At 70.2% G+C, this 26,182-nt stretch carries 27 protein-coding genes and 2 pseudogenes; 18 read left to right on the top strand and 11 right to left on the bottom strand.

The window, feature by feature from the left end:
• Positions 1–14: 14 nt before the first annotated feature.
• Entirely contained in the window at positions 15–1,283 is a 1,269-nt protein-coding gene (locus H295_RS0135865) for a GNAT family N-acetyltransferase (protein WP_020140183.1), read from the top strand.
• Positions 1,284–1,475: 192 nt separating this feature from the next.
• Here H295_RS0135865 and H295_RS0135860 read toward each other — a convergent pair whose 3' ends face one another.
• Complete coding sequence (locus tag H295_RS0135860) at positions 1,476–1,661, bottom strand: hypothetical protein (RefSeq protein ID WP_020140182.1); 186 nt, start codon at positions 1,659–1,661, stop codon at positions 1,476–1,478.
• Between the two features lie 212 nt (positions 1,662–1,873).
• Positions 1,874–2,062 carry a hypothetical protein gene (locus H295_RS0135855; RefSeq protein WP_020140181.1) on the bottom strand — a complete coding sequence of 63 codons (189 nt, stop codon included), beginning with the start codon at positions 2,060–2,062 and terminating at the stop codon, positions 1,874–1,876.
• 137 nt (positions 2,063–2,199) lie between these two features.
• On the opposite strand from H295_RS0135855, the gene H295_RS0135850 reads away from it, so the two are divergent.
• The 8 genes and pseudogenes from H295_RS0135850 to H295_RS44140 all read left to right on the top strand — a co-directional run bounded on the left by H295_RS0135850 (position 2,200) and on the right by H295_RS44140 (position 10,757).
• Positions 2,200–3,078 (top strand): winged helix-turn-helix domain-containing protein, encoded by an 879-nt coding sequence (locus tag H295_RS0135850; RefSeq protein ID WP_020140180.1) that lies wholly within the window; start codon positions 2,200–2,202, stop codon positions 3,076–3,078.
• A 33-nt stretch (positions 3,079–3,111) separates the two neighbouring features.
• Entirely contained in the window at positions 3,112–3,810 is a 699-nt protein-coding gene (locus H295_RS0135845) for an HAD family hydrolase (RefSeq protein WP_106961037.1), read from the top strand.
• Positions 3,811–4,018: 208 nt separating this feature from the next.
• On the top strand, positions 4,019–4,909 hold the full coding sequence (locus H295_RS0135840) for a winged helix-turn-helix domain-containing protein (RefSeq protein ID WP_020140178.1): 891 nt from the start codon (positions 4,019–4,021) through the stop codon (positions 4,907–4,909).
• 69 nt (positions 4,910–4,978) lie between these two features.
• A complete protein-coding gene (locus tag H295_RS44145) occupies positions 4,979–6,229 on the top strand; it encodes an aminoglycoside phosphotransferase family protein (RefSeq protein WP_020140177.1) in 1,251 nt (416 codons plus the stop codon).
• Positions 6,226–7,005, top strand: a complete 780-nt coding sequence (locus tag H295_RS0135830; protein ID WP_020140176.1) for an HAD family hydrolase — start codon at positions 6,226–6,228, stop codon at positions 7,003–7,005. The genes H295_RS44145 and H295_RS0135830 overlap by 4 nt, the downstream gene beginning before the upstream one ends.
• A complete protein-coding gene (locus tag H295_RS0135825) occupies positions 6,950–8,023 on the top strand; it encodes an aminoglycoside phosphotransferase family protein (RefSeq protein WP_020140175.1) in 1,074 nt (357 codons plus the stop codon). Before H295_RS0135830 ends, H295_RS0135825 begins: the two co-directional genes overlap by 56 nt.
• Before the next feature lie 10 nt (positions 8,024–8,033).
• Positions 8,034–8,654 (top strand): TetR family transcriptional regulator, encoded by a 621-nt coding sequence (locus H295_RS0135820; RefSeq protein WP_020140174.1) that lies wholly within the window; start codon positions 8,034–8,036, stop codon positions 8,652–8,654.
• A 52-nt stretch (positions 8,655–8,706) separates the two neighbouring features.
• Positions 8,707–10,757 (top strand): annotated as a pseudogene (locus H295_RS44140) (HelD family protein).
• A gap of 34 nt (positions 10,758–10,791) precedes the next feature.
• Here the strand turns inward: H295_RS44140 and H295_RS0135810 are convergent.
• Entirely contained in the window at positions 10,792–11,646 is an 855-nt protein-coding gene (locus H295_RS0135810) for a nitroreductase/quinone reductase family protein (RefSeq protein WP_020140171.1), read from the bottom strand.
• A gap of 204 nt (positions 11,647–11,850) precedes the next feature.
• On the opposite strand from H295_RS0135810, the gene H295_RS0135805 reads away from it, so the two are divergent.
• Genes H295_RS0135805 through H295_RS0135795 form a run of 3 tightly spaced genes read left to right on the top strand, consistent with a single transcriptional unit; the run spans position 11,851 to position 13,805 of the window.
• Complete coding sequence (locus H295_RS0135805) at positions 11,851–12,474, top strand: RraA family protein (RefSeq protein ID WP_020140170.1); 624 nt, start codon at positions 11,851–11,853, stop codon at positions 12,472–12,474.
• 5 nt (positions 12,475–12,479) lie between these two features.
• Positions 12,480–13,022 carry an HAD domain-containing protein gene (locus H295_RS0135800; RefSeq protein WP_020140169.1) on the top strand — a complete coding sequence of 181 codons (543 nt, stop codon included), beginning with the start codon at positions 12,480–12,482 and terminating at the stop codon, positions 13,020–13,022.
• Positions 13,023–13,079: 57 nt separating this feature from the next.
• Positions 13,080–13,805 (top strand): class I SAM-dependent methyltransferase, encoded by a 726-nt coding sequence (locus tag H295_RS0135795; protein ID WP_020140168.1) that lies wholly within the window; start codon positions 13,080–13,082, stop codon positions 13,803–13,805.
• 321 nt (positions 13,806–14,126) lie between these two features.
• On the opposite strand, the pseudogene H295_RS48215 reads toward H295_RS0135795, so the two are convergent.
• From H295_RS48215 to H295_RS0135775, 4 genes and pseudogenes are all read right to left on the bottom strand, one after another.
• Positions 14,127–14,288: pseudogene (locus tag H295_RS48215) on the bottom strand (DUF3592 domain-containing protein); the annotation flags it as partial.
• 161 nt (positions 14,289–14,449) lie between these two features.
• The gene (locus tag H295_RS0135785) at positions 14,450–14,860 is read right to left on the bottom strand and encodes a hypothetical protein (protein WP_051135674.1); all 411 of its coding nucleotides are present in this window, start codon (positions 14,858–14,860) and stop codon (positions 14,450–14,452) included.
• Positions 14,861–14,937: 77 nt separating this feature from the next.
• Positions 14,938–15,819 (bottom strand): GNAT family N-acetyltransferase, encoded by an 882-nt coding sequence (locus tag H295_RS0135780; protein ID WP_020140166.1) that lies wholly within the window; start codon positions 15,817–15,819, stop codon positions 14,938–14,940.
• Between the two features lie 136 nt (positions 15,820–15,955).
• On the bottom strand, positions 15,956–16,624 hold the full coding sequence (locus H295_RS0135775) for a class I SAM-dependent methyltransferase (RefSeq protein ID WP_028810051.1): 669 nt from the start codon (positions 16,622–16,624) through the stop codon (positions 15,956–15,958).
• Between the two features lie 182 nt (positions 16,625–16,806).
• On the opposite strand from H295_RS0135775, the gene H295_RS0135770 reads away from it, so the two are divergent.
• The 3 genes from H295_RS0135770 to H295_RS0135760 all read left to right on the top strand — a co-directional run bounded on the left by H295_RS0135770 (position 16,807) and on the right by H295_RS0135760 (position 18,575).
• Positions 16,807–17,328, top strand: coding sequence for a helix-turn-helix domain-containing protein (locus H295_RS0135770; RefSeq protein ID WP_020140164.1), 522 nt, complete (start codon positions 16,807–16,809; stop codon positions 17,326–17,328).
• 83 nt (positions 17,329–17,411) lie between these two features.
• Positions 17,412–18,083 carry a hypothetical protein gene (locus tag H295_RS0135765; protein WP_020140163.1) on the top strand — a complete coding sequence of 224 codons (672 nt, stop codon included), beginning with the start codon at positions 17,412–17,414 and terminating at the stop codon, positions 18,081–18,083.
• Between the two features lie 153 nt (positions 18,084–18,236).
• Positions 18,237–18,575 carry a DUF2516 family protein gene (locus H295_RS0135760; protein WP_030318102.1) on the top strand — a complete coding sequence of 113 codons (339 nt, stop codon included), beginning with the start codon at positions 18,237–18,239 and terminating at the stop codon, positions 18,573–18,575.
• Positions 18,576–18,645: 70 nt separating this feature from the next.
• Here the strand turns inward: H295_RS0135760 and H295_RS0135755 are convergent, their stop codons facing one another.
• The 3 genes from H295_RS0135755 to H295_RS0135745 all read right to left on the bottom strand — a co-directional run bounded on the left by H295_RS0135755 (position 18,646) and on the right by H295_RS0135745 (position 22,388).
• Entirely contained in the window at positions 18,646–19,947 is a 1,302-nt protein-coding gene (locus H295_RS0135755) for a PP2C family protein-serine/threonine phosphatase (RefSeq protein ID WP_020140162.1), read from the bottom strand.
• A 297-nt stretch (positions 19,948–20,244) separates the two neighbouring features.
• Positions 20,245–21,324, bottom strand: a complete 1,080-nt coding sequence (locus H295_RS0135750) for a C40 family peptidase (RefSeq protein WP_020140161.1) — start codon at positions 21,322–21,324, stop codon at positions 20,245–20,247.
• Between the two features lie 278 nt (positions 21,325–21,602).
• Positions 21,603–22,388 carry a class I SAM-dependent methyltransferase gene (locus H295_RS0135745; protein ID WP_020140160.1) on the bottom strand — a complete coding sequence of 262 codons (786 nt, stop codon included), beginning with the start codon at positions 22,386–22,388 and terminating at the stop codon, positions 21,603–21,605.
• Between the two features lie 228 nt (positions 22,389–22,616).
• Here H295_RS0135745 and mshA point away from each other — a divergent pair, with 228 nt between their 5' ends.
• Both mshA and H295_RS0135735 read left to right on the top strand, forming a co-directional pair.
• Entirely contained in the window at positions 22,617–23,957 is a 1,341-nt protein-coding gene (mshA, locus tag H295_RS0135740) for a D-inositol-3-phosphate glycosyltransferase (RefSeq protein WP_020140159.1), read from the top strand.
• Positions 23,950–24,450, top strand: a complete 501-nt coding sequence (locus tag H295_RS0135735) for a YbjN domain-containing protein (RefSeq protein WP_020140158.1) — start codon at positions 23,950–23,952, stop codon at positions 24,448–24,450. The genes mshA and H295_RS0135735 overlap by 8 nt, the downstream gene beginning before the upstream one ends.
• A gap of 388 nt (positions 24,451–24,838) precedes the next feature.
• Here the strand turns inward: H295_RS0135735 and H295_RS44135 are convergent, their stop codons facing one another.
• Positions 24,839–25,687, bottom strand: coding sequence for a helix-turn-helix transcriptional regulator (locus H295_RS44135; RefSeq protein WP_020140157.1), 849 nt, complete (start codon positions 25,685–25,687; stop codon positions 24,839–24,841).
• 49 nt (positions 25,688–25,736) lie between these two features.
• Between H295_RS44135 and H295_RS0135725 the strand changes: the two genes are divergently transcribed.
• Entirely contained in the window at positions 25,737–26,162 is a 426-nt protein-coding gene (locus tag H295_RS0135725; protein WP_020140156.1) for a DUF2000 domain-containing protein, read from the top strand.
• Positions 26,163–26,182 lie beyond the last annotated feature (20 nt).

Raw genomic sequence — 26,182 nt, 5'->3', positions numbered from 1 at the left:
CCTACCGTGACCCCATGAGCGACCGAACCGACATAGTCCCCCCAGCCGACATCGACGTCCGTGCGATCACTGAGGCCGAGTATCCCGAGTGGTTGCGGGCCGTGCGGGCCGGGTTCCTGAAGGGGCCCGTCGTGCCGGCGGCGGAAGTGGAGGCGCGGCGGGCGCAGTTCGAGCCCGGTCGGTTCATCGGGGCCTTCGAGGGGGACCGGTGCGTGGCGACCTTCCGGTCCTTCGCGCAGGAGGTGACGGCGGTCGGCGGCGGGTTCGTCGCCGCCGACGCGATCTCCGCGGTCACCGTGGCCGCCACCCACCGCCGCCGCGGTCTGCTGACCCGCATGATGACCCGGGACCTGGCCGCCGCGAAGGACCGCGGGGACGTCGTGGCCACGCTGATCGCCGCCGAGTACGGGATCTACGGCCGCTACGGCTTCGGCCCCGCCACCTCGGGCACCGTGTGGACGGTCGACGTCACCCGCGCCGGTCTCGACCCCCGGGGCCCGGCGCTGGACGGCGCCCGTATCGACCTGGTGGACCCCGACGTCGTACGCAAGCTCGGTCCCGAACTGCACGACAGGGTGCGCCGGGCCACCCCGGGGGCGATCAGCCGCGGCGACTGGTGGTGGCAGCTGCACACCGGCGCCGTGCGTACCGACCCGGCGTGGACCGAGCCCTTCTACGCGATGTACCGGGCCGCGGACGGCACGGTGGAGGGGCTGGTGGCGTACGACGTCGACGACCAGTGGGCCGACACCATGCAGCCGTCCAACACGGCGAGCGTCCGCAGCCTGATCGCCTCGACCCCGGCCGCCGAGCGGGCACTGTGGCACTACCTGTGCTCGATCGACTGGGTCATGCGGGTCAAGAGCGACTGGCGGGCCCCCGACGACCTGCTCCCGCACCTGCTGCCGAACCCTCCCGCGGCCGGCGTCGCCATGCACGCGGACTGGATGTGGGTGCGCATCCTGGATGTCGTACGGGCCCTGGAGGCGCGGACGTACGAGGGCGAGGGCGAGCTGGTGCTGGAGGTCGTGGACGGCTCCGGACTGACCGGCGGCCGCTACCTGCTGGAGGCCGCACCGGACGGCGCTTCCTGCACGGCGACGACGCGGAGCGCGGATCTCACCCTGGACGTGCGGGAGTTGGCGCGACTGTGGCTCGGGGACGAGTCGGTGGCGCGGCTCGTGGCGCTGGGGCGGGTGCGGGAAGAACGAGCGGGCGCCGGCCGGGGGGCCGACGCCCTGCTGCGTACGTCCAGGCGCCCTTGGTGCCTGGACATGTTCTGAGACCTCCTTGCCGTCGGGCGACTGTCTGTCATCCGTAGCGGTGCTCTTCAGTTGTGGCTGTGCGGGTGAGGCTCTTCAGTTGTCGGTGTTCAGTTGTGGCTGTGCAGACCGACCGGGCTCCCGGCTCCCCTCCGGAAGGGAGCCCGATCAGCCGGATCCTGGGCCCGTCGGGCGGGCGTCATCCGGGCGGCGTCAGCCCGACTGGGCGAGCAGCATCACGAGGATCACCGCTCCCAAGCCGCTGACCATGGTGTTCCTGGCCTTCAGGCCTACGGACAGGGCGACGAAGGCGATGATGCCCATAGGGCCGTACTGCCACTGGATGATTTGCTCGAACCCGATGGCGAGAGCGGCGATGGCGAGAGCGACGAGAGGCATGGAGTCCGTCCTTCCGGGCCGGCGGAGCGGACTCCGTCGAGGTCGAGATGCCGAGGCACCGGACCGGCCAACCTTGGGGAAGTGCGACCATATGGAGAAGTTGGCTACCAACTTACTCCTAATATCGACTAGTTGGAAGGGTCTGGTTGCCATCATCTGTATAACTTCTGTCAGGTGGCGGGCAGTTGATGTCGTCGAGTGCGGGTTCCCGGTCACAGTGCAGGCCTTGTGACCAGGAGGGCGAGGGCCACCGCACCGATGGCGCTGCATGTGTGGTTGCGTGACCTGATCCCGATGGCGAGCAGGGTTAGCGCGACGATGCCCATGGGTCCGTACCGCCACTGTGAGAGCTGTTCGACGGTCACGACGAAGACGGCGAGCAGAAAGGCGATCACAGGCATGGGAACGCCTCCTTGGGCAGAAGGCATCGCCAACTTGGAAAAGCTGGTTGCCAACCATGTCTAAGGGGTTTCATCCTGGTCGGCGACTGTAAACAGCTTCCGAACAACTCCCGCCAGGTGGGTTGGAGTTGTAGCGTTTGGTCGTGACCCAGGAGAACGTCGCGGTGAATGGCAGCAGAAGACTCTCGCCCCAGGAGATCGCCGACACCCTGCGGGAACGCATCAAGGTGGGCGCTCTCAGGGCCGGCGACCGCCTGCCTACCCAGGCCGAACTCGCCGAGGAGTTCGGTGTGGAACGAGGCGCAGTCCGTCAGGCCCTGCGTGCCCTTCAGGAAGACGGGCTGCTGACGAACGTCAGCAAAGGGAGCCCGCCGCGAATCGCGGAGGCACCGGTGTCCCGGGGTGGGCCTCAGCCCACGATGGTGGCTCTGGCCCCCCGCCTCGCGGAGGCGTTCTCCAGTCCGCAGGTCCGCATAGACGCCGCCTGTCTCACCGCGGAGACCCTGATGGTCGCGCTGAGTGAACCCCTGCGCCGAATCCATGCGGGCGAGATCCGTCCCGAGTCCATCGACGTGCGCATCCTGCTGCCCTCCCGCGACATCAACCTGGCGTTCCCGGTGCCGGTAGAAGCTCTCGATGACGACAACCCGGTTCACCAGCGCTGGCTGGCCCAGCGCAATGCCCAGGGCCACGTCCTGCGCCACAACCTCCAGAGCCTGCGTTCCACCCATGGCATCGACGTCAAGGTCGTCTTCCGCGCGTTGCCGTTCACTCCGCCCGTGAAGCTCTACATCCTCAATGGCACGGAGGCCCTTCTCGCGTACTACATGGTCATGCGGCGGGAGGAGTCGACCGATGCCGGCGTTCTCGACATGTACGACGTGCTGGGCACCGAGTCCCTTCTCTTCTCCTTCGAGCGGGGCGCCGACGAACGGGACACCGTGTTCGTGGAGGAGTCCCAGAAGTGGTTCGACGCCTTGTGGGGAACCATCACGACGGACCTGAACCTCACTTAGCGTCGACAGCTTGCCGTGACGCAGACTTAGTCGGTGACATCGCAGCCGGAGAACCTCCAGGGTCTGATCACCCGTGCCCGATATGTGCTCTTCGACTTCGACGGCCCGATCTGCCGTGTGTTCGCGGGACACTCGGCGGACGGAGTGGCCGCCGGGCTCGTCGAGTGGCTCGAGGACCGCGGGGAAGACCGTCTCCTGACCGCAGAGGAACGGCGGACGGCCGACCCGTGGGATGTGCTGCGGGCGGTCGGTCGCCGGCGTCCGGGCAGTGACCTGCTGGCCGAGGTGGAGGAGCGGCTCACCTTGGAGGAGATCTGCGCGGTCACGTCCGCCACGCCCACGGTCCATGCCGATCCGCTCATCCGGACATGGCGGGCACGCGGAGCCCAGCTCGCGATCGCCACCAACAACTCCCCACGGGCCGTACGGAAGTACCTGGAGGGACACGGGCTTGACGGCTGCTTCCCGCACGTGTTTGGACGCACGCCGGATCCGCGGTTGCTCAAGCCGCATCCGCACTGCCTGGAGCAGGCGCTCACCGCGTTCGGCGCGGACCCGGTGCAGGCACTGATGCTCGGCGACTCGCCCCCGGACGTCGAGGCGGCAAGACGCGCGGGCGTCGCCTTCCTCGGCTACGCACGCAATGACAGGAAGGAGAAGGAGCTGCGTGAGGCCGGCGCCGAGAACATCGTGTACTCCCTGCGGGAAGTGACAAAGCTGCTCAGCAACTGAGGGGGGCGCGACGGGGCCGGTTGCCATGCTCATCACTCCCATCACCTTCATCATTCCTGCCACTTGCCGTCCAATTGGCTTGGTTGCCTGACCAGTTACTTCCCAACTGGACTGATCGCTTAACCATCAGGCCAATAGGATTGTTTGTCGGACCGGAAGTGGGTTGCTTCTGGGCTGGCAGGAGTACCATCTCGGCGTGAGTGAAGACATGGGCGACGAGCTGAATGAGGGCGAGGGCGGAGGCGAGGGCGGAGCGACATTCCAGCGGGTCAGAGGTGAGTTGCTGGGCCGTCTGACCGACGGGACGTATGCCCTCGGTAGCCGGCTGCCCTCGCAGCGCGAGCTGGCGGACGAGTTCGGGGTGTCTCGGGACACCGTGCAGAACGTGATGCGTGACCTGATCGGTGAGGGCTGGCTTTCCTCGCGGCAGGGCAGCGGAACCCGGGTGATCAAGGGGCAGTCGTCCATATCGTCGTCCAGTGGACGCAAAGTCACGCTGAGTCAGCTGGTGGACGAGGCGTTCAGCAAGTCCGAGGTCACCCTGGATGTCTTCACCCTCAGTTCCGAGTCGTTGGCCGCGCAGATCCGCCGGCAGGACGAACAGCTCCGCCTCCGCAAGCGCGAGAAGGGAAGTCTGGAACTCCAGAGCATCACCCTGCGCATGCTGCTTCCCCGCGCGGACCTCAAGAAGCGGACCTATCCGAAGGCCGTGAACCCGGAGGACGACGCGGCGGTGTGGGAGCGCCACCTGGTCACCATGCGCAGCAGTACGACATCGATCAAACAGAAGCTCAACGATCTCAGGGCCGAGGGGCTGGTGCCCTCCGTGGACGTCCAGATCCGTTACGTGGACTTCACTCCGCAGTACAAGGTGTATCTGGTCGACGGTTCGGCGGCGTTGTGGGCGCCGTACGTGCCGGTCAGGCGGTCGGTCTATCTGGAGGCCCAGGACAAGGATGTGGAAGCGATCGACGTCCTGGGGGTCGGAGCTCCGCTCGCCTACGACGTGAAGGACGACAACCCACAGTCGCCGGCCTCGGAGAAAGTGGACAACTTGCGGAAGTGGTTTGAGGGAAATTGGGGGTTGCTCACCGTATGAGGTCGGCGTCTGTCCATATGCTGACATCGTGTGATGTAGGTCTCATGGGAGCCGCTACCCTCTGCCGCCATGCCGCTCCATCCGTACCTCTGGGCACGCCAGAACCTGCTCCGCCTCGCCGAACGGCTCCGTGACGCGCCCGAGGACGGACTCGTGGGCGAGGGCTACCACAACATGGTCCGGGTCAAGGAGATCCGGCAACCGTTCGCCCTCCTGTGGGGCAAGTGGTCCGGCAGCTACCTGATCGTCCGGCGCACCCCCAAGAAGGATGTGATCGAGACGATCCCGCGGATCTGGCGCGATCACGAGTCCGAGGTCCTCCAAGCGGTCAACTCCCGGTTGCCGTACGTGCCGCGCTGTCTGGAGGACGGTGCGGGTGGGCGGCTGTCGGCCTTCGTGCGAGGGCGTCTGCTGGGGAGGCGGGTGATGGCCGGAGGAACCTACGGCAGTGACCGGATGACGGAACTGGCCACGATCTTCGCGACCTTGGCCGATGTGCCGAAAGACAGCTTGCCGAACCTGCCGGACGACTGGCCCGTGGACACGGACACCCAGGGCTTCCTGCGATGGCTGGTCCGGTTCACCGAGGGCGTGTACTGGTTCAACCTGTCCCGCTTCGGCAGGCTGTTCGACGGGGTCGGTGTCCCGGAGGACTCCGTCGAAAGGTTCCTGGCCACTGTCCCCGAACTCACCCGGCGGCCCTTCGTCCTGCTGCACGCGGACGCCCACGCGGACAACTTCGTCGTCGCCCCCGGGAAGGACGGTGACCGGCTCGTCCCCATCGACTGGGAGACGGCCATGTACGGCGACGCCCTGTACGACCTGGCCGTGCATCTCGTCCGCATGCGCTACGGCGAACAGGAGCGGACCGCCATGATCGGGCACTGGGCCGACGCCATGCGCCACCGGCACCCTGAGGTGACCGACGGGCTGGAGACGGACCTGCCTGTGTACCTCGACTTCGAGCGGGTCCAGTCGGTGTTCACCGACGTGATGCGGGCCGCCACCGGACTGCCTGAACGACCTGGTGAGCGTGACTTCTCCGCTGCCGCCGACAGGGTGCTCGACGCTGTACGGCTGGCGAGGGAGGTGTTGGGCATCGAGGACCCGGCGCCGCAACGTCAGGCTGTGGAGTCGGCGTTGCGTGAGTGGCACGAGAGGGAGCGCCGTATGTCCTCGTACGTTTGTGGGCACGAAGAGGGAGCACGGGGATGGGGCGACTCGCGAGGGAACGGGCGCGGCAGGCCGGCCGGAGCGCTGGTGACCGGAGTGCTGAGCGGGGCCATCGTCGGCTCCCTGGCCTGGGCAGTGATGTCATGACTGCCGAAGCCCGGGCGATGCTCGCGCGCGCTCGGGGTGTCCTGTTCGACTTCGACGGGCCCCTGTGCAAGCTGTTTCCCCGGGGCTCCTCCCGGAGCGTGGCCGACGTGCTCCGCCTCGTGGTGTCCGACGCCGGCCTTACGGACCTGCTGGTGGAGCAAGAACGGACGAGCAAGGACCCGCACTTGGTGCTGCGGGCCATACACCGGGCCCGCAGCAGGTCGGACCTCCACCTTCTCGGAATCAAGGACGGCGACCTCCAAGCCGTGGTGCGGCTGCTGGAACAGCGCCTGACCGAGGGTGAGATGGCGGCCGCTCTGATCGCGCAGCCTCCGCCGGCTGACACCAGGAGATTCGTCCGGCACCTGGCCGACCGGGGACTGAGCCTGGCTGTCGTCACCAACAACGCGCCGAGCGTCGCCGACCGCTATCTTCGGATGCATGGGCTGCGCCAGTACTTCAAGGTCGTCCACGGCCGTACTGCGGACCCTGACTTGATGAAACCCCATCCCGACGTCCTCTTTCGGGCCCTGGACAGCCTGGGCCTCGCACCGGGCGACGCGGTGATGATCGGCGACACGAACGCGGATCTCGGGGCCGCCGAGGTGGCGGGCGTCCTGTTCATCGGCTATGACATGGAACCGGCCGGGAGGGCCGGGACGGAAGTCATGATTGAGGCGTACGGTCCATTGCTCGGCGGGGCGGGGAAAAGGGGTGCCGATGGCTTCGCAGCTCGTTTCGTCGGCGAGGCGGCGCGCCGAGGAGCTGGCCGATGACGCTTCGGTGGTCCAGGGCCCGCTCGAGGGGTACCACCACGAGACGTACGCCTTGGCCCTGCCGGGTGGCACGAGGATCGTCAAGCTCCGGGAGCCACGCGCAGAGATTCTCTGGTTCGATCGCCGGTACTTCCGGTCGGAGGAGGAGCTGCTGCGTGCTCTGTGCGGGCGGATCAGCGGCATACCCGATGTCCTCGACTGCGAAGGCATAGGGCTCCAGAGCTTCATCGAGGGTCGCACGGTCGGGTGGCGGGTGTGGAACCGCCGGATACCCGACGCCGTCTTCGACCAGATCGTGGACCTCTTCCGGGAGTTGGTGTGGGTCGCTCCCGACACGCTGGAGGTGGAACGGCGTTGCGAGGAGCGGGACCACCCCGAAGAGGGTGACTGCGCGGGATTCCTGGAGTGTCTGATCGACTTCGCCGAACAGCAGGTCTTCGAGCGGAACCGACAGCAGTTCGGGGAGCTGTTCCATGAACTCGGTGTGGGGAACGAATCCTTCGGCCGGCTCAGAAAACACGTGGCCGGGCTTCAGAGCCGTCCGTTCTCCCTCCTGCACGCGGACCTGCATCGCAAGAACCTCATCGTCGACTCCTGCGGGCGGCTGTGGGCCATCGACTGGGAACTGGCGTCCGTGGGGGACCCTCTCTACGACCTGGCCACGCACCTGTATCTGATGCGCTATCCGTCGGACCAGGACCGCCGCATGATTCAGAGGTGGTGCAGGGTCGTCGAGCGTGCCCGGCCGGGGAGTTCGAGCGGTTGGGAGCGCGATCTGCCGCTGATCCTCGACTTCAAGAGGGCGCAGTCGGTCTTCACCGACGTGATCCGTGTGTCGCTGGCCCTGGACGGGGGTCCGGGGCAAGGCCGGGCGGCGTTGCCGTACGCCGCACGGAAACTCCAGCGGATACTGGCCGCCGCGGCCGTGCCGCTCGGAATGGAGACCGTGCCTCCTCACGCGCAGATCATGGCGGCGTTGGCCCGTCGGCAGCATGTGGCCGCCCGGGAGTGCGCATAGGCTCCCTGCCATGAGCGCTGAGCTGGGCCTGCGGGAGCGTAAGAAGCAGCAGACATACGAGTCCGTCTCCGAGATCGCCATCCGGCTCTTTCTGGAGAAGGGGTTCGATGCCGTGTCCGTTGCTGAGGTCGCCGCTGCTGCCGGGATCTCCAAGCCCACGCTTTTCCGGTACTTCCCGGTCAAGGAGGATCTCGTCCTGCATCGGATCGCCGATCATGAGGACGAGGCCGCGCGGGTCGTGGCGGAGTCCGAGGAGGCGCCGCTCGTCGCTCTGCGGCGGCATTTTCTCGAGGGGCTGGAGCGGGGGGATCCCGTGACCGGGCTCAGTGATCATCCGCAGGTGCTCGCCTTTCACCGGCTTCTCTACGGGACTCCCTCGCTCGTCGCCCGGGCGCACGGGCATCTGGAGCGGCAGGAAGCCGCGCTTGCCGAGGTGCTCGGGGGTGATCTCGACGCACGGCTCGCCGCCGGGCAGATCGTTGCCGTGCGGCGGGTGCTCGCTCTGGAGAACTGGCGGCGGATTGCCGAGGGGGAGCCGATCGAGGAGGTGCGCGTGGAGGCCGTGGCCGCGGCCGAGCGGGCGTTCGGGATGCTGGCGGGCGGGTTGCCCTGGCTGGTCGAGGCAAAGTGAAGCCGGGTTAAAAAATTAACTCGGTTGTGTTTTTTCGCGTACGCTCCTCCCCATGACCTCAGCCTCGGCCGGCCCCGACCCCGACCCCGACCTGAAAGAAACCCTGCGCCGCGAGCGCGTCCACCACGACCGTTGCCGTGCCGCCCTCGCCGCCATGGTCGACGGGGCCCAGCGGCAGGTCGTCGTCGGTGAGGACGTCTCCGCCTCCGGCGCCGATGCCGAGGTCCTCGGGTACCAGCTGCGCAGTCAGGCCAAGGAGATGCGGGAGCTGCCCGAAGGTCCCCTGTTCTTCGGCAAGTTGGACTTCGACCGCGGTGACCACAGCGGGCAGCGCTACCACCTCGGGCGGCTGCGGATCACCGAACATCCCGCCGCCCCGCCCCTCGTCGTCGACTGGCGCGCCCCGTCTCCCGCGCCTTCTACCAGGCGAGCGCGCAGGATCCGCAGGGCGTCGCCGTGCGGCGGCGGTTCGGGTGGGCGCCGGGGAGCGCGGGGGACTCCGCCGACCTCACCGGGCTCGAGGACGAGCATCTGAGCGCAGGCGAGTCGGGGCCCAGCGCCATCGTCGCCCGCGAGATCGAACGGCCCCGCATCGGGCCCATGCGGGACATCGCCGCGACCATCCAGCCCGAGCAGGACGATCTCGTACGGGGCGACCTCGCCGTCTCCGTGTGCGTACAGGGCGCTCCCGGAACCGGCAAGACCGCCGTCGGGCTGCACCGCGCCGCCTATCTGCTCTACACCCACCCGCAGCGGATGCGACGCGGCGGACTCCTCCTCCTCGGCCCCAACCGGACCTTCCTCTCCTACATCTCCCAGGTCCTGCCCGCACTCGGCGAGACCGGCGTGCGCCAGTCCACGCTCCAGGACGAGATCGCCCGCCACCCCGTCACCGGCACCGACCCCCGCCCGGCCGCCGTCCTCAAGCACGACGCCCGCATGGCGGAGGTGCTGCGCCGGGCGCTCTACGCACGTGTGTCGACTGCGCCGGTCAACTCGCTTGAGATCAGGGACGGTTCCTACAGCTGGCGCGTCCCGGGTGGTGAACTCGCACGGATCGTCTCGGACGTACGGCAGGAGGAACCGCCGTACGGGACCGGGCGGGAGCGGGTGCGTGGACGGGTGGTGCGCAGTGTGCAGTTGCAGGCCGAGCGGCGGGCCGGGCCGCAGAACGGGGCCTGGGTGCAGCGGATTTCGCGGTCCAGGGCGGTCGGGGCGTTCCTCGACGCCGTATGGCCCAAGGTGCGGCCCGAGGAGCTGCTGGCCGAACTGCTTACGAAGGACAGTGCGTTGGCCGCCCACGCCGACGGGCTGTTCGACGCCGGCGAGCAACAGCAGCTGCTGTGGGGCAGACCGCCGCGGTCGTGGAAGTCGGCGCGCTGGTCGGCCGCCGATCTGGTGCTGCTCGACGAGGTCGCCGGGCTGGTGGAGCATCCCGAGGGGTACGGCCATCTCGTCGTCGACGAGGCGCAGGACCTGTCGCCGATGGAGTGCCGGGCCATCGCGCGCCGGGCCCGGTTCGGGTCCCTGACCGTCCTCGGTGATCTGGCGCAGGGGACCACGCCGTGGGCGGCCCGCTCCTGGCACACCGTCCTCGCCCATCTCGGCAAGCCGGACGCGACCGTCGTACCGCTGACCGTCGGGTTCCGGGTGCCGCGGGCCGTCGTAGGGCTCGCCAACCGGCTCCTGGAGCGGCTGGACGTCGAGGTGCCGGCGGGGCGGTCGCTGCGGCAGGACGGGGAGTTGCGGATGCGGCCGGTGGCCGACGCGGAGGCGCTGCCGGGGGCGGTCGTGGCGGCCGTACGGGACGCGCTCGCGCAGGACGGGTCCGTAGGGGTCGTCGCGGCCGACGAGCACGTGGAGGACGTACGCCGCGCCCTCGACGCGGCCGGGATCCCCGCCGCCGGGCCGGACGAGCTCGGGGCGCGGGTGAGTGTCGTAACGGCCGCTTTGGTCAAGGGACTTGAGTACGACCATGTCGTGGCCGTCGAGCCCGCGGCGATCGCGGAGGCGGAGGAGCGCGGGCTGCACCGGCTGTACGTCGTGCTGACCCGGGCGGTGTCGCGGCTGGAGGTGGTGCACGGGCGGCCGCTGCCGTTCTAGCCGTCGCAGGGCTGCGGCCGCCCGTGCGGCCGGGTCAGACGCCGCTGTCGAGAAGCGGGATCAACTGCTCCTCCTCGTACGTCAGATGAGCCTCCAGCTCGGTCGTCAGGCGGTCGACGTCGGTGCGGACGGCAGCGGGGTCCGGGTCCGCGAGTGCCGTGCGCAGCTCCTCCACCAGGGCCGCGATGTGCTCGTGCTCCGTGCGCAGACGGTCGAGGACGGGCGCCGCCTCCGGGTGGCGGTCGGCCAGGAACGGGAACAGGGCCATGTCCTCGCCCGTGTGGTGGTTGTGCAGGCCCTGGCAGAACGTCAGGCAGTTCACCCGGAGCTGGGCGCCCAGGGTCGAACCACCGGCCGTCAACTCGCGGCGGATCAGGTTCAGTTCGCGGCGGAAGACGCCGTGGACGAGCCGGATCGCCTCGCCCGGGGAGCCGGCGTTGATGGTCGGCGGGCCCGGGCGCGCGATCTCGTGCAGTGCGACCACGGGGAGGACCCGGTCCGTCTTCTCCTGGTAGGTCGCCCAGCCGCGGTCCGCCTCCACGGCCCGCGCGAAGGCCCGGTCCCGCTCGTCGCCCGCCAGGACGACAGCCCGCGCCTCGTAGGTGAACACACCGCTCTCCACGGTGACTTGGGGGTTCGCGAGGAGGTTGCGGTACCAGTCGGGGTGGCGGGGCGAGCCGCCCGCCGAGGCGATCACGAGGATGCGGTCGCCGCCGTCGGGGAGGTAGCCGACGGGAGTGGTGTGCGGGGTGCCGGTGCGGGCGCCGGTGGTGGTGAGCAGGATCAGACGGCCGCCCTCGAAGGGGCCGCCGACCTGGCCGTGGTGGGCGCGGAACTCGTCGATGATCCGCTGGTTGAAGTCGTGGAAGGGGCGGGCGGGGTTGGTCACTTGTGCTGCTCTCTCTGGTCTCCGGTCGGTTCTTGGTCGTTTCCTGGAGGACTCGGAGAGAGCGGCGGGCCCCTGGCCCTGCCCCACGTGCGACGGCGCCGGAGCGGGGGGACCCCCAGCGGCCTCACTCAGAGGCCGGGCACCCAACTCGCTCACGGCGCATGGCCGACCCGGCAGTCATGTCCACACGGTAACGTCCGGCACATGATCGAGACCAACGAGTTTGCGGACGTTCCCACGACCGCACTGGCCGATCTTCTCGGCCGTGAGCAGGTCATGGACATCGGGATCAGGCCCCTGTGGGGACCGGTGCCGAGGATCGCGGGGCCGGCCTTCACCGTACGGTGCCCTCCCGGCGACAACCTGATGCTGCACGCGGCGATCCACCGGGCGCCGGCCGGTTCGGTGATCGTGGTGGAGTCCGGTGACCTCGACTACGCGCTGGCCGGCGGGAACGTCTGCGCGGTGGCCCAGCGCCGGGGGATCGCCGGGTTCGTGGCCGACGGGGTGATCCGGGACCTGGCCGAGGTGCGGGAGTCCGGCTTCCCGGTGTTCGCGCGGGGTGTCATCCCGATCCCGGGCACCAAGAAGGCCGTGGCGCCGCTGGGTGAGCCCGTGCGGTGCGGTGGGGTGCGGGTCGAGGCGGGGGACGTGGTGGTGGCCGACGAGGAGGGGGTCGTCGCCGTGCCCGGCGCGCGCCTGGCGGAGACCCTGACCGCCGCCCGCGCCAAGCTGGCCAAGGAGGCGGACGAGACGCTGGAGCAGTGGGAGACGGCGCACCGCAGGCGCGTTGACGAGGCCCTGGCCGAGGGCGGGTTCGAGGGCTGAGCGCGGTGCTGTTGTTCCTCGACGTGGACGGGACGCTGCTGCCGTTCGGGGCGGTGGGGGATTCCGGTCCGGTGGGGGCAGCGAGGTCTTCGGGCGCTTCGGGTCCTGTGGGGGCGTATCCGCTGTACGAGCCCGTCTTCGCGTTGCCCGCGGAGGCCGCTGGCCACCCCTTGCTGGCCCGCGTCGATCCCGCGCTGGGTGCGCGCCTCGCCTCGCTCGGTTGCGAGTTGGTGTGGGCCACGACGTGGATGGACGACGCGAACACCTGCCTGGCGCCCTGGCTCGGACTGCCGCCGCTCCCGCTCGTGGACTGGCCGGACGCCGACGCCGACGACGAGGGCCGGACCGGGCTGCACTGGAAGACCCGTCCCCTTGTCTCCTGGGCAGCCGGCCGGGACTTCATCTGGGTCGACGACGAGGTCACTGATGCCGACCGGGTGTGGGTGGCGGGGCACCATCCGGGCAAGGCGCTCGTGCATCGGGTGGAGGCTCAACGGGGCCTGGTGGACGAGGACTTCGCTGTGCTGGAGGAGTGGATCAGAGGGTGAGGGGTGCGCGGGATATCGGGTGGTCCGCCCGGGCGCACTCGACCTACCGTCGGCCCCATGGCTGACGAAGGTTTCAACGATCCGCGGCTGGCCGCTGTCTACGATCCGCTCGATCCCGATCGCCGTGATCTCGACGCGTACGTCGGGATGGTGGAGGAGTTCGGGGCGCGGCGGGTGCTCGACGTCGGCTGTGGGACGGGAGTGTTCGCGCTGGTGCTGGCCGAGCGGGGGGTCGAGGTCGTCGGCGTCGATCCCGCGTCGGCGTCGCTCGACGTGGCCCGGGGAAAGCCCGGTGCGGAACGGGTGCGCTGGATCCACGGGGACGCGACCGAACTGCCTCCGCTTCGTGTTGACTTGGTGACCATGACGGCCAATGTGGCGCAGCAGATCGTAGCGGCGGATGCCTGGCGTGGGACCCTGCGGGGCGCGCATGCAGCCCTACGGTCCGGCGGGCGGCTGGTGTTCGAGACGCGAGACCCGGCCCGGCGGGCCTGGGAGGAGTGGAACCGGGAGGCGTCGTACGCCGTGACGGAGGTTGCGGGTGTCGGGGCGGTCGAGAGCTGGGTCGAAGTGACGGGTGTGGAGGGGCAGTTGGTGTCGTTCCGGTGGACCTATGTGTTCGCCGCGGACGGACTGACGCTGACCTCGGATTCCACCCTGCGCTTCCGGGAGCGCGCGGAGATCGAGGCGGAACTGGTCGGGCAGGGGTTCGTGGTGGAGGACGTACGGGACGCACCGGATCGGCCGGGCCGGGAGTTCGTGGTCGTGGCGGGGCGGGTGTAGGGCGCGGGAGCCCGGTGGCTGGGGCGTGGGTCCGGTGAGTGTGGTCGGCGGCAGGGGGCCAGTGGGGTGTGTCCGGCGCGGGGCGTGTGGCCCGTAGTGGATCTCGCCGCGTTCGACGACCCTGCCGTTCCATGTGACGCGGAAGCCCGGAGGTGCCGTCAGGGCCGTCGGCGGCGTCCTGCCACCGCGAGGGCCGTCCCCACCCCCGCGAAGAGCAGCCCGATTCCCGCCGAAGATCAGGGGCAGCAGCCACAGGGAGGCGAAGCCGTTGATCCGTGCGTCGTCGGGGGAGTCGGCGCGGTACAGCACCTCGACGTGGTCTCCCTTGTCGTACGACGGCGGGTTGGACCCCGTCGAACTGCGGAACGTCCTCGCCGTGCCGTCGGCCGAGGTGAACTCCACCACGGGGTAGGCGGCGGGCCCGCTGTGCGAGCGGGATCTGCGGGACGTGCCGGTGTCGTCGTCGCGCCACTCCAGCGCCACGACGGTCCCCTTGGTCCGCTCCGCATCCGCGAGGAACGAGACCGACACCCCGGCGAGGTGACGGAAACGCTGTCGCTTGAGGATCACAGTTCTCGCGAGCCGCGTGCACAACGGCCCGTGCGTCAGGCCCGTGCGTCAGGCCCGTGCGTCAGGGACGAGCCTCAGGGACGGGCGGATGCCCGCTGGATGAGCGCGGTGCGACCGGGCGCGAGGAGGTGTGGCAACAGGGCTTGCAGGGCTGCGGCGAAGGCTCGGACGCGAAGTCCGGTCAGCCTTGTGCCGACGGCGTGGCTGGGCAGGTGATTGACGGCCCCGAGGCCGCACTCGGCGTACAACTGGGCAATGTAGGCCCTGGCCTTGGGACCGGAGTCCCCCAGGATCCGGACCGCCGCGATCACTTCGCCTTCGTTCTTCCAGTAGTAGTGGTAGAGGGTGATCCGCAGGCCGTGACCGGTATAGGAGAAACCGCCATCGACCTCATGGGGTCCGGCAAACCCCGCCTCCGTCAGGAAACCGAAAACCTCCCGCCCGAGTCGGCGGACCGCTTCCTCCGGAGTCTCCCGCTTCCCCATCCCGCCATCGTCCGGCGGACCGGTCGCCACCGCCAGACCCCTCACCTCCACGCTGGGTGAACACACAGTCGGAGTCCTCAACCGGCTTCCGGTGGGACATGCGAGAAGTCGTACACAGCCCAGTCGGCGAGTGCGCGATATCCGAGGCGCTGGTAGAGGGCGTTGCTGGTGGGATTGGACAGGTCCGCGAACAGGACGACGTCCCTCGCGCCCGCGGCCAGCGCGGCCCGGCTCACCTCCGCCGTGACAGCGGCCGCGTAGCCGTGACCGCGCAGGTGGGCCGGGGTATAGACGATGTCCACCTGGATCTGGCCGCCGATCAGCGGGTTCATGCCCGCGATGGAGACGGCAGTGCCGTCCGCGGTCTCCCAGAGCGTGTAGCGCTTGTCGGCGTAGCGGGTCTCGGCCCACGTGTCGGCGTCGATGGAGACGTCTTCCCCGACGGCCTTGGCGAACTCGCCGCACCAGAACATGACTTGTTCGAGGTCCTGTTCGCCCAGGACCCGGCTCCGGCCCGCCGGCATCGGCTCCGGCGGGGTGAGCGTGCCCAGGCGGTACAGACACAGCCGGATGTCGCCGAGTTTCGACGTAGCCCCGGTGTGCCGCTGCCAGGCCTCGGCGAAAGCGGTGGCGGTGCCGTGGTCCGCGCTGACGCGGGGAAGTGAGTGCCCGAGGGCGGCCAGGCGGGCGGCGAGGGAGTCAGCCTGCGTGGGCGTGAGCGGGGAAAGGCCGATACCCCGCGGTGGGAGGCGGAAGAAGGTGCCGCGGACCTCGCCCGCTTGCTCCAGCACGCCGAAGACGGGGGCGTCGGTGCCGAACGACTCCGCCCCACGTGCTCGCACCCTCTCGGCCCAGGTCAGCTGCATGACGTGCGGACCGGGGCGCCCGCGCAGGAAGTCTCCAGCGCGGGCGAGAAAGTCGTCGACGTCTTCGGTGAGGTACCAGTCGTCCGGGCGCATGCTTCATGGTTCCCCACGCTGTGGAAACGCCCAAGGGTTTCCGGCCGGCGATAGGCGCCAGGTCATGAATCCCGGCACGAGCCCCGGCACGAGCCCCGGCACGAGCCCCTGTGCCGCCGCCTCCGGCACCTGATCCTCAGGCGGGGCGCTCGGCCATGACGACCAGACCCGGCCCGCTGAACTCATCTGCCGGGAGCCGGAGTTCGGCGACGGGGCGCAGTCCGGCCTGCTCGATCAGACCGACGAACTGTTTCGGCTGCCATTTGTGCGTGGTCCAGCGGACGGACACACCTCCGTAGGCCTCCGTTCGCACCGCGTCCTCGTCGCCGACGTGCGTTCCGGTGATGAGGTGTCCGCCCGGCTTCAGGGCCCGCGCGAACAGGGCGAGGACCTGAGGAAGGACGCCACGCGGAAGGTTGAACAGCGACCACCACCCGAGTACGCCTCCGAGTGACGCCTCTTCGAGGCTGAGGTCGGTGGCGGAGGCGACGCTGAAGCGGCAGTGCGGATACAGACGGCGCGCGTTCTCGATCATGCGGGGTGAGAGATCGACTCCGGACACGTCGAGTCCGCGTTCGGCGAGGTACGCGGTCACCGTTCCGGGCCCGCAGCCGACATCGAGGACAGGCCCGAGCCCGCTCACGGTGTCGGCGAAAGCGTCGATCGATGCCTTGAGCCAGGGATGACGACGGATGTCGCCCATTCCCGTCGTCGCCACCATCTCGGCGTAGTTGTCGGCCACCCGGTCATAGGACTCGCGGACCACGTCGAGATCGGCCGGCCGGTCAATTTGGTGTGCACGCATCAGCCAAAGATAGGGGGACGAGTTCGCTGAGGCAGGAGGTTGAACCACTCGGTTGAGGGGACAGGGCACCGGCCCCCCCGTCCCGCTCCGGCCCCCCGTCCCGCTCCCCCCTCCACGTGGCGTGGCGCACTTTTGCAAGCGAGTGCTTGCAATAGTTAGCGGGGGTGGGGCAAGGTAGAGGCATGGCATCGCTCAACGTCGGCAATCTCGGTGAGTATCTGCGTGAACAGCGGCGCACCGCGCAGCTGTCGCTCAGGCAGCTCGCCGATGCCGCCGGGGTGTCCAATCCGTATCTGAGCCAGATCGAGCGCGGGCTGCGCAAGCCGAGCGCGGAGGTGTTGCAGCAGGTCGCCAAGGCCCTGCGGATCTCCGCCGAGACGCTGTACGTGCGGGCCGGCATCCTCGACGCCGAGCGGGACCGGGACGACGTGGAGACACGTGCGGTCATCATCGCCGATCCCACGCTCAACGAGCGGCAGAAGCAGGTGCTGCTCCAGATCTACGAGTCCTTCCGCAAGGAGAACGGCTTCGAGATCGCCCCGGCGGACGCGGCCCCCGCACAGAGCGACACGCAGACCGACACGCAGAGCGCCACGCAGAACGACAGCGACGTCCAGGACAGTGACGTACTGGACGGCACCGCCGTTGAAGACCCCCGTACGACCGACGGCAGCGACGCCGACCCGCACCAGACGGCCAGTTGAGTCAGGACCCGGCTCGACAGCACGCCGACAGGCACGCGGGACCCAAAACCCTCAGCAGAAAGCGACCCGGGAGGACCATCGCCATGGCCATCACCGACGACATCCGCAAGGCCGTAAAGGACCCGACCCCGCTCTACTTCCTCGCCGGCGCCGGTGACCTGGCCTTCCAGGAGGCCAAGAAGGTGCCCGGCCTGGTGGAGCAGCTCCGCGCCGAGGCGCCGTCCCGGATCGAGGCCGTGCGCGGCACCGACCCGAAGGTGGTCCAGGAGAAGGCCCAGGCGCGCGCCAAGGAGGCCGGCGCCAAGGTCAAGGAGACGCAGGAGACCCTTCAGGCGAAGTTCGGTGAGTTCCTCACCAGCCTGGACGGCGACATCAAGAAGCTCGGCTCCACCCTCGACGCCGACCTGAAGAAGCTCGGCGAGTCCGCCCAGGACCTCGCCCTGCGCAGCGTGGGCGTGGCCGCCGAGTACGCCGTCAAGGCCCGTGAGACCTACGAGAAGGTCGCCGAGCACGGCGAGCAGGCCGTGAAGACCTGGCGCGGCGAGGCCGCCGAGGAGATCGAGGAACTCGCGATCGCCGTCGAGCCCGACGCCGAGCCGGGCGACATCAAGGTCGCGACCCCGGCCACGGTCGCCAAGCCCGCCACTGCCACGGCCGCCGCCCCCGCGCCGGCCCCGGCCAAGAAGACGGCTCCCGCCGCCAAGAAGGCCACCCCGCGCAAGACCACGCCGAAGAAGACCCCGCCCGCCAAGTAGGACCCCCGCGGGACACATCAGGGCTACGGGCCGGGCACTTACCGAGTGCCCGGCCCGTTCTCCGGGTAGCCGACTCGCGGGAGCGGGTACGGTGACCGCGTAATCGCTCAATCGCGTAATGACGAGCCGAGTCGGGTGGTGGACGTTGTGCTGATGCAGGGGTTCGCAGGCTTCATGTGGCTGCTGAGCATGGCCCTGATCGTTTTCAGCGGTTTCGCGCTCTTCGACGCCGCCATCCGCCGTGAGGACGCCTACCGCGCGGCCGACAAGAAGACCAAGCCCTTCTGGCTGATCATCCTCGGGCTCGCCTTCGTGGTGAACCTGATCTTCAACATCCTGTCGTTCCTGCCGATCATCGGCCTCATCGCCACGATCGTGTACATGGTCGACGTACGTCCGGCGATCCGCGCGCTGCCGGGCGGCGGCCGCAGCGGCCGGGGCAGGGGTTCGAGCAGCGACGGTCCTTACGGCCCCTATAACGGAGGTCGCTAGCGGGCCCCTGCAACGGAGGTCGCTGGAAGCGCCCCTTTCAGGGGCAAGTGCCCCTCAGAGGCGCGGGGAACTAACCCTCCCGGTCGAGCAGCAGCACGGCCACGTCGTCCGCCAGCTCGCCCCCGTTGAGCGAGCGAACCTCGTTGACGGCGGCCTGGAGCAGTGCCTCGCCCCGCAGGCCCTCGGACAGCTGGCGGCGGATCATGGCGACCATCCCGTCCTGCCCGAGCCGCTCCCGGCCCTGGCCGATGTGCCCCTCGATGAGCCCGTCGGTGTAGAGCATCAGGCTCCACTCGGCGCCCAGCTCGACCTGCATCCGGGGCCAGCGCGCGCCCGGCAGCAGTCCCAGGGCGGGACCGTTGTTGTCGTACGGCAGCAGGCGTGCGGGGCGGCCCGGCCTGGCCACCAGCGGTGAGGGGTGCCCGGCGAGGCACAGTCCCGCCCGGCGCCCGTCCGGCGCGATGTCGACCGTGCACAGGGTGGCGAAGATCTCGTCGTCGGAGCGCTCGTGCTCCAGCACCTCCTGGAGCGTGCCGAGCAGTTCGTCCCCGCACAGGCCCGCCAGGGTCAGCGCCCGCCAGGCGATGCGCAGCTCCACACCGAGCGCCGCCTCGTCGGGACCGTGCCCGCAGACGTCACCGATCATCGCGTGCACGGTCCCGTCGGGCGTGCGGACGACGTCGTAGAAGTCCCCGCCGAGCAGGGCCCGCGAGCGTCCCGGCCGGTACCGTGCGGCGAACCGCAGGGAGGAGCCCTCCAGCAGCGGCGTGGGGAGCAGGCCGCGCTCCAGGCGCCGGTTCTCCTGCGCCCGCACCCGTCCCTCGGCGAGCCTGCGCTCCGCCGAGTCGGAACGTTTCCGCTCCACGGCGTACCGGATCGCCCGGCTCAGCAGCCGGCCGTCCAGTTCGTCCCGGAAGAGGTAGTCCTGGGCGCCCACCCGTACCGCCTCCGCGCCCCGCTCGGCGTCTCCGGACGCGGTCAGCGCGAGGACGGCGTGCCGGGGCGCGAGCTCCAGGACATGCCGGAGCACGGCGAGCTCGTCGTCGTCAGCGGTACGGCCGGAGCCGGGCAGCGCGAGGTCGAGCAGGATGCAGTGCACGTCGTCCGTGAGCAGCCGCTCGGCCTCGGTGAGGTTGCGGGCGGTGCGGACGCGGATCGGCCTGCCGGCCGGGTCCAGGAGTTCGGGTACGACCGTGGAGCCGCCGGGATCGTCCTCGATCACCAGCAGGGTCAGTTGGGTGGCGGCGTTGTTGTCGACCGTGGCTTCCTTGCGCGGGGCGTCTTCCCTGGAGGGGCCGCCCTTGGGTGCGGCCGGCGCCTGACCACTCTCCGCGGCCGGGATCGCACGCTGCCGCGGTATGGGTACGGGCATGGTCTCGGATTCCTTCCCTCCCCCCGAGGGCACGGTGGGGCGAGGGGTCTCGATCCACCGACGGGGACCATAGCGGGTGCCGGGCCGGGAAAGGAATGGTGTGCGACACGTGGCTTGGCCGGTGGCCACTGTCATATGCCGCGTTTGGTACCGCAGTTGGACAGGTGACAGGTGTCGCGGGGATGACGAACGTCACGTTCGCGAGAGGTTTGCGGGGCCGTCAGGGGTGCGGCGCGTCACATGACCTGCGTCTCATGCCGCCCTGGGGCGCCCCTCATCGCCGCCCTGGGGAGACCCTCACGCGTCCGGTCGCACCACGCCGAGGATCGGCATCGAGCCCGCGCCCGCGAGGGTCACCGTGCGTCCGGGGCGCGGGGCGTGCACGATCGCGCCCTCGCCGAGGTACATCGCCACATGGCTGGCGTCGTCGAAGTAGATGATCAGGTCGCCGGGCCGCATGTCCTTGATGTCCACGTGCTTGAGCTGCTTCCACTGCTCCTGCGAGGTGCGCGGGATGGGCTTGCCCGCGCTCGCCCAGGCCTGGGAGGTCAGTCCGGAGCAGTCGTACGAGTGCGGGCCCTCGGCGCCCCATTCGTACGGTTTGCCGATCTGGGCCGTGGCGTACCGGACGGCGATCTTGCCGGCCTCGCTGGCCTTGCCGTCGATCTCGTCGAGGATGCCGGAGTCCAGCCAGGCGCTCTGGGCCCGTTGGGCGGCCTGCTCCTCCAGTTCGGCGAGGCGCTCCTTCTCCCGCTCCTCCAGCTGGGATTCGAGCTGCTCGGCCGCCGCGATCTGCTGCTCGACCTTCTTCTTGGCCGCCGCGTTCGCCTTGCGGCCCGCCTCCAGCTTGGTCCACTGGGCGGATGCGTCGTCGGCGTACTGCTTCAAGTCCTGCTGGGTCTGCGTGAGTTCGGCGATGAGGGCCTTGGTGGCGCGCTGGCCCTGGAGGACGCGGCCGGTGGCGTCCAGGAACTCCTGCGGGTTGTCGCTCAGTATCAACTGGGCCTCGTCCGGCAGGCCGTTGGTGCGGTACTGGGCGGCGGCCGCGGCACCCGCGCGGGCCTTGAGCTTCCTCAGCTTCTCCTGGCCCTGCACGATCTTCTTGGCCAGCGCGACGATCTGGGCCGACTGCTGCCGGGCCTTCTCCTCGGCGGCGTTGTAGGCGTCGGTGGCGACGGCGGCGTCGTGGTAGAGCGCGTCGAGACGTTCGCGTACGGCCTCGAGGTCCTTGGTGGTGACGGGGGTTTGCGAGGCCGTGGGGGAGGGGGTGGGGGTCGGACTCGGGGCGGCGAACGCGGTGGCCGGTGCCGCGAGGACGGCGACCGCGCCGATCACGGTCACGGCCGTAGCGATCAGACCGCGCTTGCCCGTCCCCATACCTGTGCCCCCAAAGCTGATTTACCGTCAGTAACTTACAGTGCTCGGGGGATCGTGCCACGTCACGGCCGAAAACGACAGGGGCCTGCCTGCCCGGCGTACCCCTGCGCGCACCTTCGCGGTTCGCGTCTGCCGGTCCCTCCCCCACTCCTCGCCCCGCGAAGACGATCTCCCGGAGTTTGTGACGAACGACTCATGTAGATCGTTCCCGGGGGAGTGCCGGGGGCCCTTGTTTTCCCTGCATTCCCACCCGAAACACCCCCAGAGCGCCCCTCTGCTCACCCTCGGGGGGCCAACGCCCCCCAGGCCACCGTCACTTCTCCCTGCCGCCAGCGGGAAGGGCCGTCCGTCACCGGCCAGTCGGTGGTGAGGTGGCGGGCCGTTCGGATCCAGCGCTGGCGGGCGCCGTACGACGCGTAGGGCGCCGCCGCCGCCCACGCGCGGTCGAAGTCGTGGAGGAAGGCGTGCACCGGTTCGCCCGGGACGTTGCGGTGGATGAGGGCCTTCGGCAGCCGTTCGGCGAGGTCGGACGGCCGGTCGAGGGACCCCAGCCGGGTCGCGAAGGTGACCGTCCTGGGCCCCTCGGGGCCGAGGGCGACCCATACGTGCCGACGCCCGATCTCGTCGCAGGTCCCCTCGACGAGCAGTCCGCCCCGGGTGCCGTCGGAGGCCGGCGCGAGCCGCGCGCACAGCCGCTCCCAGACGGCGGCCACCTCGGCCTCGTCGTACTGGCGCAGTACGTTCGCGGCCCGGATCAGCAGGGGCCGTTCAGGGACCGGGATCTCGAACCCGCCGTGCCGGAAGGCGAGTCCGTCCCGCTCGTAGGGCCGGGCCGCCGCCACCCGGGCCGGTTCGATCTCGACGCCGACCACGCGCGTGCGGGGAGCCGCCTCGCGGAGCCGGGTGAGCAGTTCGACGGCCGTCCAGGGCGCGGCCCCGTAGCCCAGGTCGACCGCGACCGGATCGGCGGCGCGGCGCAGTTCGGCGCCGTGGGTCGCCGCGATCCAGCGGTCCATGCGGCGCAGCCGGTTGGGGTTGGTCGTCCCGCGCGTGACCGTGCCCATGGGGCGGGGGGCGGCACGGGATGTCATGCCTACGAGGGTATGCGGCGGCCAGGCCTCCACGAGACCGATCGAAGACGCCCTCCGCTCTCGAACGGTTGAGCTACTTCTGGTAATACCTCGGCAAAAACCGCCCCACCCGGAATGGGAACCCCTCCCTCCGGTGTTCGTGCCCATGGAGGGCGCCCCGCACCCTCCGACCGGCATGCCCGCAGCAAGGAGGAACGCCACGTGAGCCAGTACATCAGCAGGCTCCAGCGTCGCTCTCCGGCCACGACCTCGCGGCTGTGGCTGCCGCACCGCCGTCCCCGCCGCGTCGCCATGCTCTCCGTGCACACCTCACCGCTCCACCAGCCCGGCACCGGCGACGCGGGCGGCATGAACGTCTACATCGTCGAGCTCGCCCAGCGCCTCGCCGCGATCAACATCGAGGTCGAGATCTTCACGCGCGCGACCACGGGCGGCCTCCCCCCGACCGTCGAGATGGCCCCCGGCGTCCTCGTCCGCCACATCGACGCCGGACCCTACGAGGGCCTCAACAAGGAGGACCTCCCCGCCCAGCTGTGCGCCTTCACCCACGGCGTCATGCAGGCGTGGGCCGGTCACCGCCCGGGCCACTACGACCTGGTCCACTCGCACTACTGGCTCTCCGGCCACGTCGGCTGGCTCGCCGCCCAGCGCTGGGGCACCCCGCTCGTGCACGCCATGCACACCATGGCCAAGGTCAAGAACGCCAACCTGGCCGACGGCGACACTCCCGAGCCCGCCGCCCGGGTCATCGGCGAGACCCAGATCGTCTCCGCCGCCGACCGTCTCATCGCGAACACCGCCGAGGAGCGCGAGGAACTCGTCCACCACTACGCGGCCGACCCCGCCAAGGTCGCCGTCGTCCACCCCGGCGTGAACCTCGACCGCTTCCGCCCGGCGGACGGCCGGGCGGCGGCCCGCGCCCGCCTCGGCCTGCCCCAGGACGCGCTCATCCCCCTCTTCGCGGGCCGCATCCAGCCCCTGAAGGCCCCCGACGTCCTGCTCCGCGCGGTGGCGGTCCTCCTCGACCAGCGCCCCGACCTGCGCTCCCGCATCCTCGTCCCGGTCGTCGGCGGCCTCAGCGGCAGCGGCCTCGCCAAGCCGGAGGGCCTCCAGAAACTGGCCTCCCGGCTCGGTATCGCCGATGTCGTACGGTTCCACCCGCCCGTCGGCCAGGAGCAGCTCGCCGACTGGTTCCGGGCCGCGTCCGTGCTGGTCATGCCGTCCTACAGCGAGTCCTTCGGGCTGGTCGCCATAGAGGCCCAGGCGGCCGGCACCCCGGTGCTCGCGGCGGCCGTCGGCGGGCTGCCTGTGGCCGTGGCCGACGGACGGACCGGCTTCCTCGTACGAGGACACGATCCGGCCGCCTACGCGCGCGTGCTGCGCGATTTCGCCGACGACCCGGCGCTGTCGCCCCGCATGGGCGAGGCGGCGGCCCGGCACGCGCAGTCCTTCGGCTGGGACACCGCGGCCGCGGCGACGGCGGACGTGTACGTGGCCGCCGCGCAGTCGTACCGGCGTCACGTACGCTCGCTGCATGGCTGAGGCAGAGAAGGCGGCGCAGGTCATCGAGGGCGTTCTCAAGGACGCCGAGGTCGAGTGGGAGAGCCCCGCGCCCGGCAACTACGTCGTGCAGCTCCCCGGCACCCGCAAGCTGAAGACGACCGTCTCGCTCCTGGTCGGCCGCCACTCCCTCTCCGTGAACGCCTTCGTCATCCGCCACCCCGACGAGAACGAACCCGGCGTCCACCGCTGGCTCCTGGAGCGCAACCTCAAGCTGTACGGCGTGAGTTACGCCGTCGACCGACTCGGTGACATCTACGTCGCCGGCAAGCTCCCCCTCGCCGCGGTCACCGCCGACGAGGTCGACCGCCTCCTGGGTCAGGTCCTGGAGGCGGCCGACGGGAGCTTCAACACCCTGCTGGAGCTGGGTTTCGCCACCGCGATCCGCAAGGAGTACGAGTGGCGGGTGACCCGGGGCGAGTCGACCCGCAACCTGGACGCGTTCGCGCATCTGACCCGGCGTACGGAGGACTGACTCCGGGGCCTGCTCGCCTAGTCGGGCGGGAGGGTGCCGGACGGCCGGGGTGTGCTGGTCGGACCGGGGTCCTCGGGTGTGGGTGTGGGCGTGGGTGCGGCCTGCTGGTCCAGCTGGTCGGCGAAGGCCGAGTTCGGCGATACGGCGGTTGAGCTCCGCCAAGTCGCCTGGCGTGGACGGCTGTTGGGAAGGTTCCCCGGATGGTTCCGCGGTGGGCTCCTCCGTGGGGTCGTCGGGGGAGGTGAAGGTGGGGTTGGGGTCCGCCCCGCCGCTCTCGCTGCCGCCGCTGCCGCCGACCGTGCCGCCTACGGTCCCGCTCTCGTCGCCCGGGTAACTGGCCGACGCGCTCGGCTCGGCACGGGGCCCGTCGTCCGAACTCGCCGCGACGCTAATCGCCGACGATCACCGGACGGGTGCCTTCCGTCGATCTCCTCGCGCTCACCCGGTACCGCCCCGGAGTCACCCCCACCAGCCGCTTGAAGTGCCGGGTGAGATGGGCCTGGTCGTGGAACCCGGTGAGCGCGGCGACCTCGGCGGGCCCGCTCCCGGCGAGCAGCAGCCGCCGGGCCCGGTCGACGCGGCGCGAGGTCAGGTACTGGTGCGGTGCGATGCCGTACGCGCTGCTGAACGCCCGTACGAGATGCGCCGGATGGGCCTGGACGGTCGCCGCGGCGGCCTCCAGGGAGAGCCCCTCCACGACCCGCTCGTCGAGGAGTTCGCGCAGCCGGCGGGCCAGGGCGGGGTCGCGGCGCGCGGGTTCGCCGTAGGACCGGGGCCGCAGGAGGGCGCGGAGCCGGTCGCCGATGAGGGTCAGCCGGCTCTCGGCCTCGAACTCCTCCCCGGGCCTGGTCAGCGCCGTGTGCAACTGCCCGACCCGCAGCCGCAGTACGGGATCCCGCAGATCGGGGCCGTCGACGGCGGGCCCGATGAGCTCGTCGCCGAGGTGGGTGCCGTCGAGGTAGAGGACCCGCTTGCGGAAGCCGCCGGGGGTGGCGGGCGAGCCGTTGTGCGGGACGTGCGGCGGCAGCAGGGACACGGTGTCGTCCGGCGTGCCGTGCTCGTGCCGGTCGAGGTCGTACCGTACGGCGCCGTCGTCCACGATGAGCAGCGTCCACGCCTCGTGCACATGCATGGGATAGGCGTACTCGGTGAAGTGCGCGTGGAAGACCTCGGTGACGCCCGGGACGGTCGGGCGCCACGCGGTGACCTCCTGCGGGGGCGGGGTTCTCGGCGCCATGCAAAGAACGTACAAGACGGTGTCGTACGACGGCCGCGAGTCTGGGCGCATGAGTACTGAACCCCTCCGCTTCGACACCAAGATCGCCGTCCTGCTTCGCGAGGACCTGGAGACCTGGCAGCGCCTGAACGTCACCGCCTTCCTGGTCAGCGGCCTGGCCGCGCAGGCGCCCGAGGTGCTCGGCGAACCGTACGAGGACGCCGACGGGGTGCCCTATCTGCCGATGTTCCGGCAGCCGGTCCTGGTCTTCGAGGGCACCAAGGAGACGCTGACGGCGGCCCACGCGCGCGTGCTGTCCCGCTCGCTGCCGCGCGCGCTCTTCACGAGCGACCTGTTCGCGACGGGCAACGACCGGGACAACCGCGCGGCGGTCCGGGCGGTCGCGACGGCGGACCTGGATCTGGTGGGGCTTGCCGTGTACGGACCGCGCAATGCCGTGGACAAGGTGCTCAAGGGTGCGCGGATGCATCCGTGACGAGGGGCTTGCTCTCCTGC

The sequence above is a fragment of the Streptomyces sp. 351MFTsu5.1 genome (genome assembly GCF_000383655.1).
Taxonomy (GTDB): Bacteria; Actinomycetota; Actinomycetes; order Streptomycetales; family Streptomycetaceae; genus Streptomyces; species Streptomyces griseorubiginosus.
This window is presented reverse-complemented; position numbering and strand designations above follow the sequence as displayed.

What these genes read in the sequence shown, in the direction of transcription:
- H295_RS0135865 (WP_020140183.1), top strand. Translation starts at nt 15, where the DNA reads ATGAGCGACCGAACCGACATAGTCCCCCCAGCCGACATCGACGTCCGT.
- H295_RS0135860 (WP_020140182.1), bottom strand. Translation starts at nt 1,661, where the DNA reads ATGCCTCTCGTCGCTCTCGCCATCGCCGCTCTCGCCATCGGGTTCGAG.
- H295_RS0135855 (WP_020140181.1), bottom strand. Translation starts at nt 2,062, where the DNA reads ATGCCTGTGATCGCCTTTCTGCTCGCCGTCTTCGTCGTGACCGTCGAA.
- H295_RS0135840 (WP_020140178.1), top strand. Translation starts at nt 4,019, where the DNA reads ATGGGCGACGAGCTGAATGAGGGCGAGGGCGGAGGCGAGGGCGGAGCG.
- H295_RS44145 (WP_020140177.1), top strand. Translation starts at nt 4,979, where the DNA reads ATGCCGCTCCATCCGTACCTCTGGGCACGCCAGAACCTGCTCCGCCTC.
- H295_RS0135830 (WP_020140176.1), top strand. Translation starts at nt 6,226, where the DNA reads ATGACTGCCGAAGCCCGGGCGATGCTCGCGCGCGCTCGGGGTGTCCTG.
- H295_RS0135825 (WP_020140175.1), top strand. Translation starts at nt 6,950, where the DNA reads ATGGCTTCGCAGCTCGTTTCGTCGGCGAGGCGGCGCGCCGAGGAGCTG.
- H295_RS0135820 (WP_020140174.1), top strand. Translation starts at nt 8,034, where the DNA reads ATGAGCGCTGAGCTGGGCCTGCGGGAGCGTAAGAAGCAGCAGACATAC.
- H295_RS0135805 (WP_020140170.1), top strand. Translation starts at nt 11,851, where the DNA reads ATGATCGAGACCAACGAGTTTGCGGACGTTCCCACGACCGCACTGGCC.
- H295_RS0135795 (WP_020140168.1), top strand. Translation starts at nt 13,080, where the DNA reads ATGGCTGACGAAGGTTTCAACGATCCGCGGCTGGCCGCTGTCTACGAT.
- H295_RS0135785 (WP_051135674.1), bottom strand. Translation starts at nt 14,860, where the DNA reads ATGGGGAAGCGGGAGACTCCGGAGGAAGCGGTCCGCCGACTCGGGCGG.
- H295_RS0135780 (WP_020140166.1), bottom strand. Translation starts at nt 15,819, where the DNA reads ATGCGCCCGGACGACTGGTACCTCACCGAAGACGTCGACGACTTTCTC.
- H295_RS0135775 (WP_028810051.1), bottom strand. Translation starts at nt 16,624, where the DNA reads ATGCGTGCACACCAAATTGACCGGCCGGCCGATCTCGACGTGGTCCGC.
- H295_RS0135770 (WP_020140164.1), top strand. Translation starts at nt 16,807, where the DNA reads ATGGCATCGCTCAACGTCGGCAATCTCGGTGAGTATCTGCGTGAACAG.
- H295_RS0135765 (WP_020140163.1), top strand. Translation starts at nt 17,412, where the DNA reads ATGGCCATCACCGACGACATCCGCAAGGCCGTAAAGGACCCGACCCCG.
- H295_RS0135760 (WP_030318102.1), top strand. Translation starts at nt 18,237, where the DNA reads ATGCAGGGGTTCGCAGGCTTCATGTGGCTGCTGAGCATGGCCCTGATC.
- H295_RS0135755 (WP_020140162.1), bottom strand. Translation starts at nt 19,947, where the DNA reads ATGCCCGTACCCATACCGCGGCAGCGTGCGATCCCGGCCGCGGAGAGT.
- H295_RS0135750 (WP_020140161.1), bottom strand. Translation starts at nt 21,324, where the DNA reads ATGGGGACGGGCAAGCGCGGTCTGATCGCTACGGCCGTGACCGTGATC.
- H295_RS0135745 (WP_020140160.1), bottom strand. Translation starts at nt 22,388, where the DNA reads ATGGGCACGGTCACGCGCGGGACGACCAACCCCAACCGGCTGCGCCGC.
- H295_RS0135735 (WP_020140158.1), top strand. Translation starts at nt 23,950, where the DNA reads ATGGCTGAGGCAGAGAAGGCGGCGCAGGTCATCGAGGGCGTTCTCAAG.
- H295_RS44135 (WP_020140157.1), bottom strand. Translation starts at nt 25,687, where the DNA reads ATGGCGCCGAGAACCCCGCCCCCGCAGGAGGTCACCGCGTGGCGCCCG.
- H295_RS0135725 (WP_020140156.1), top strand. Translation starts at nt 25,737, where the DNA reads ATGAGTACTGAACCCCTCCGCTTCGACACCAAGATCGCCGTCCTGCTT.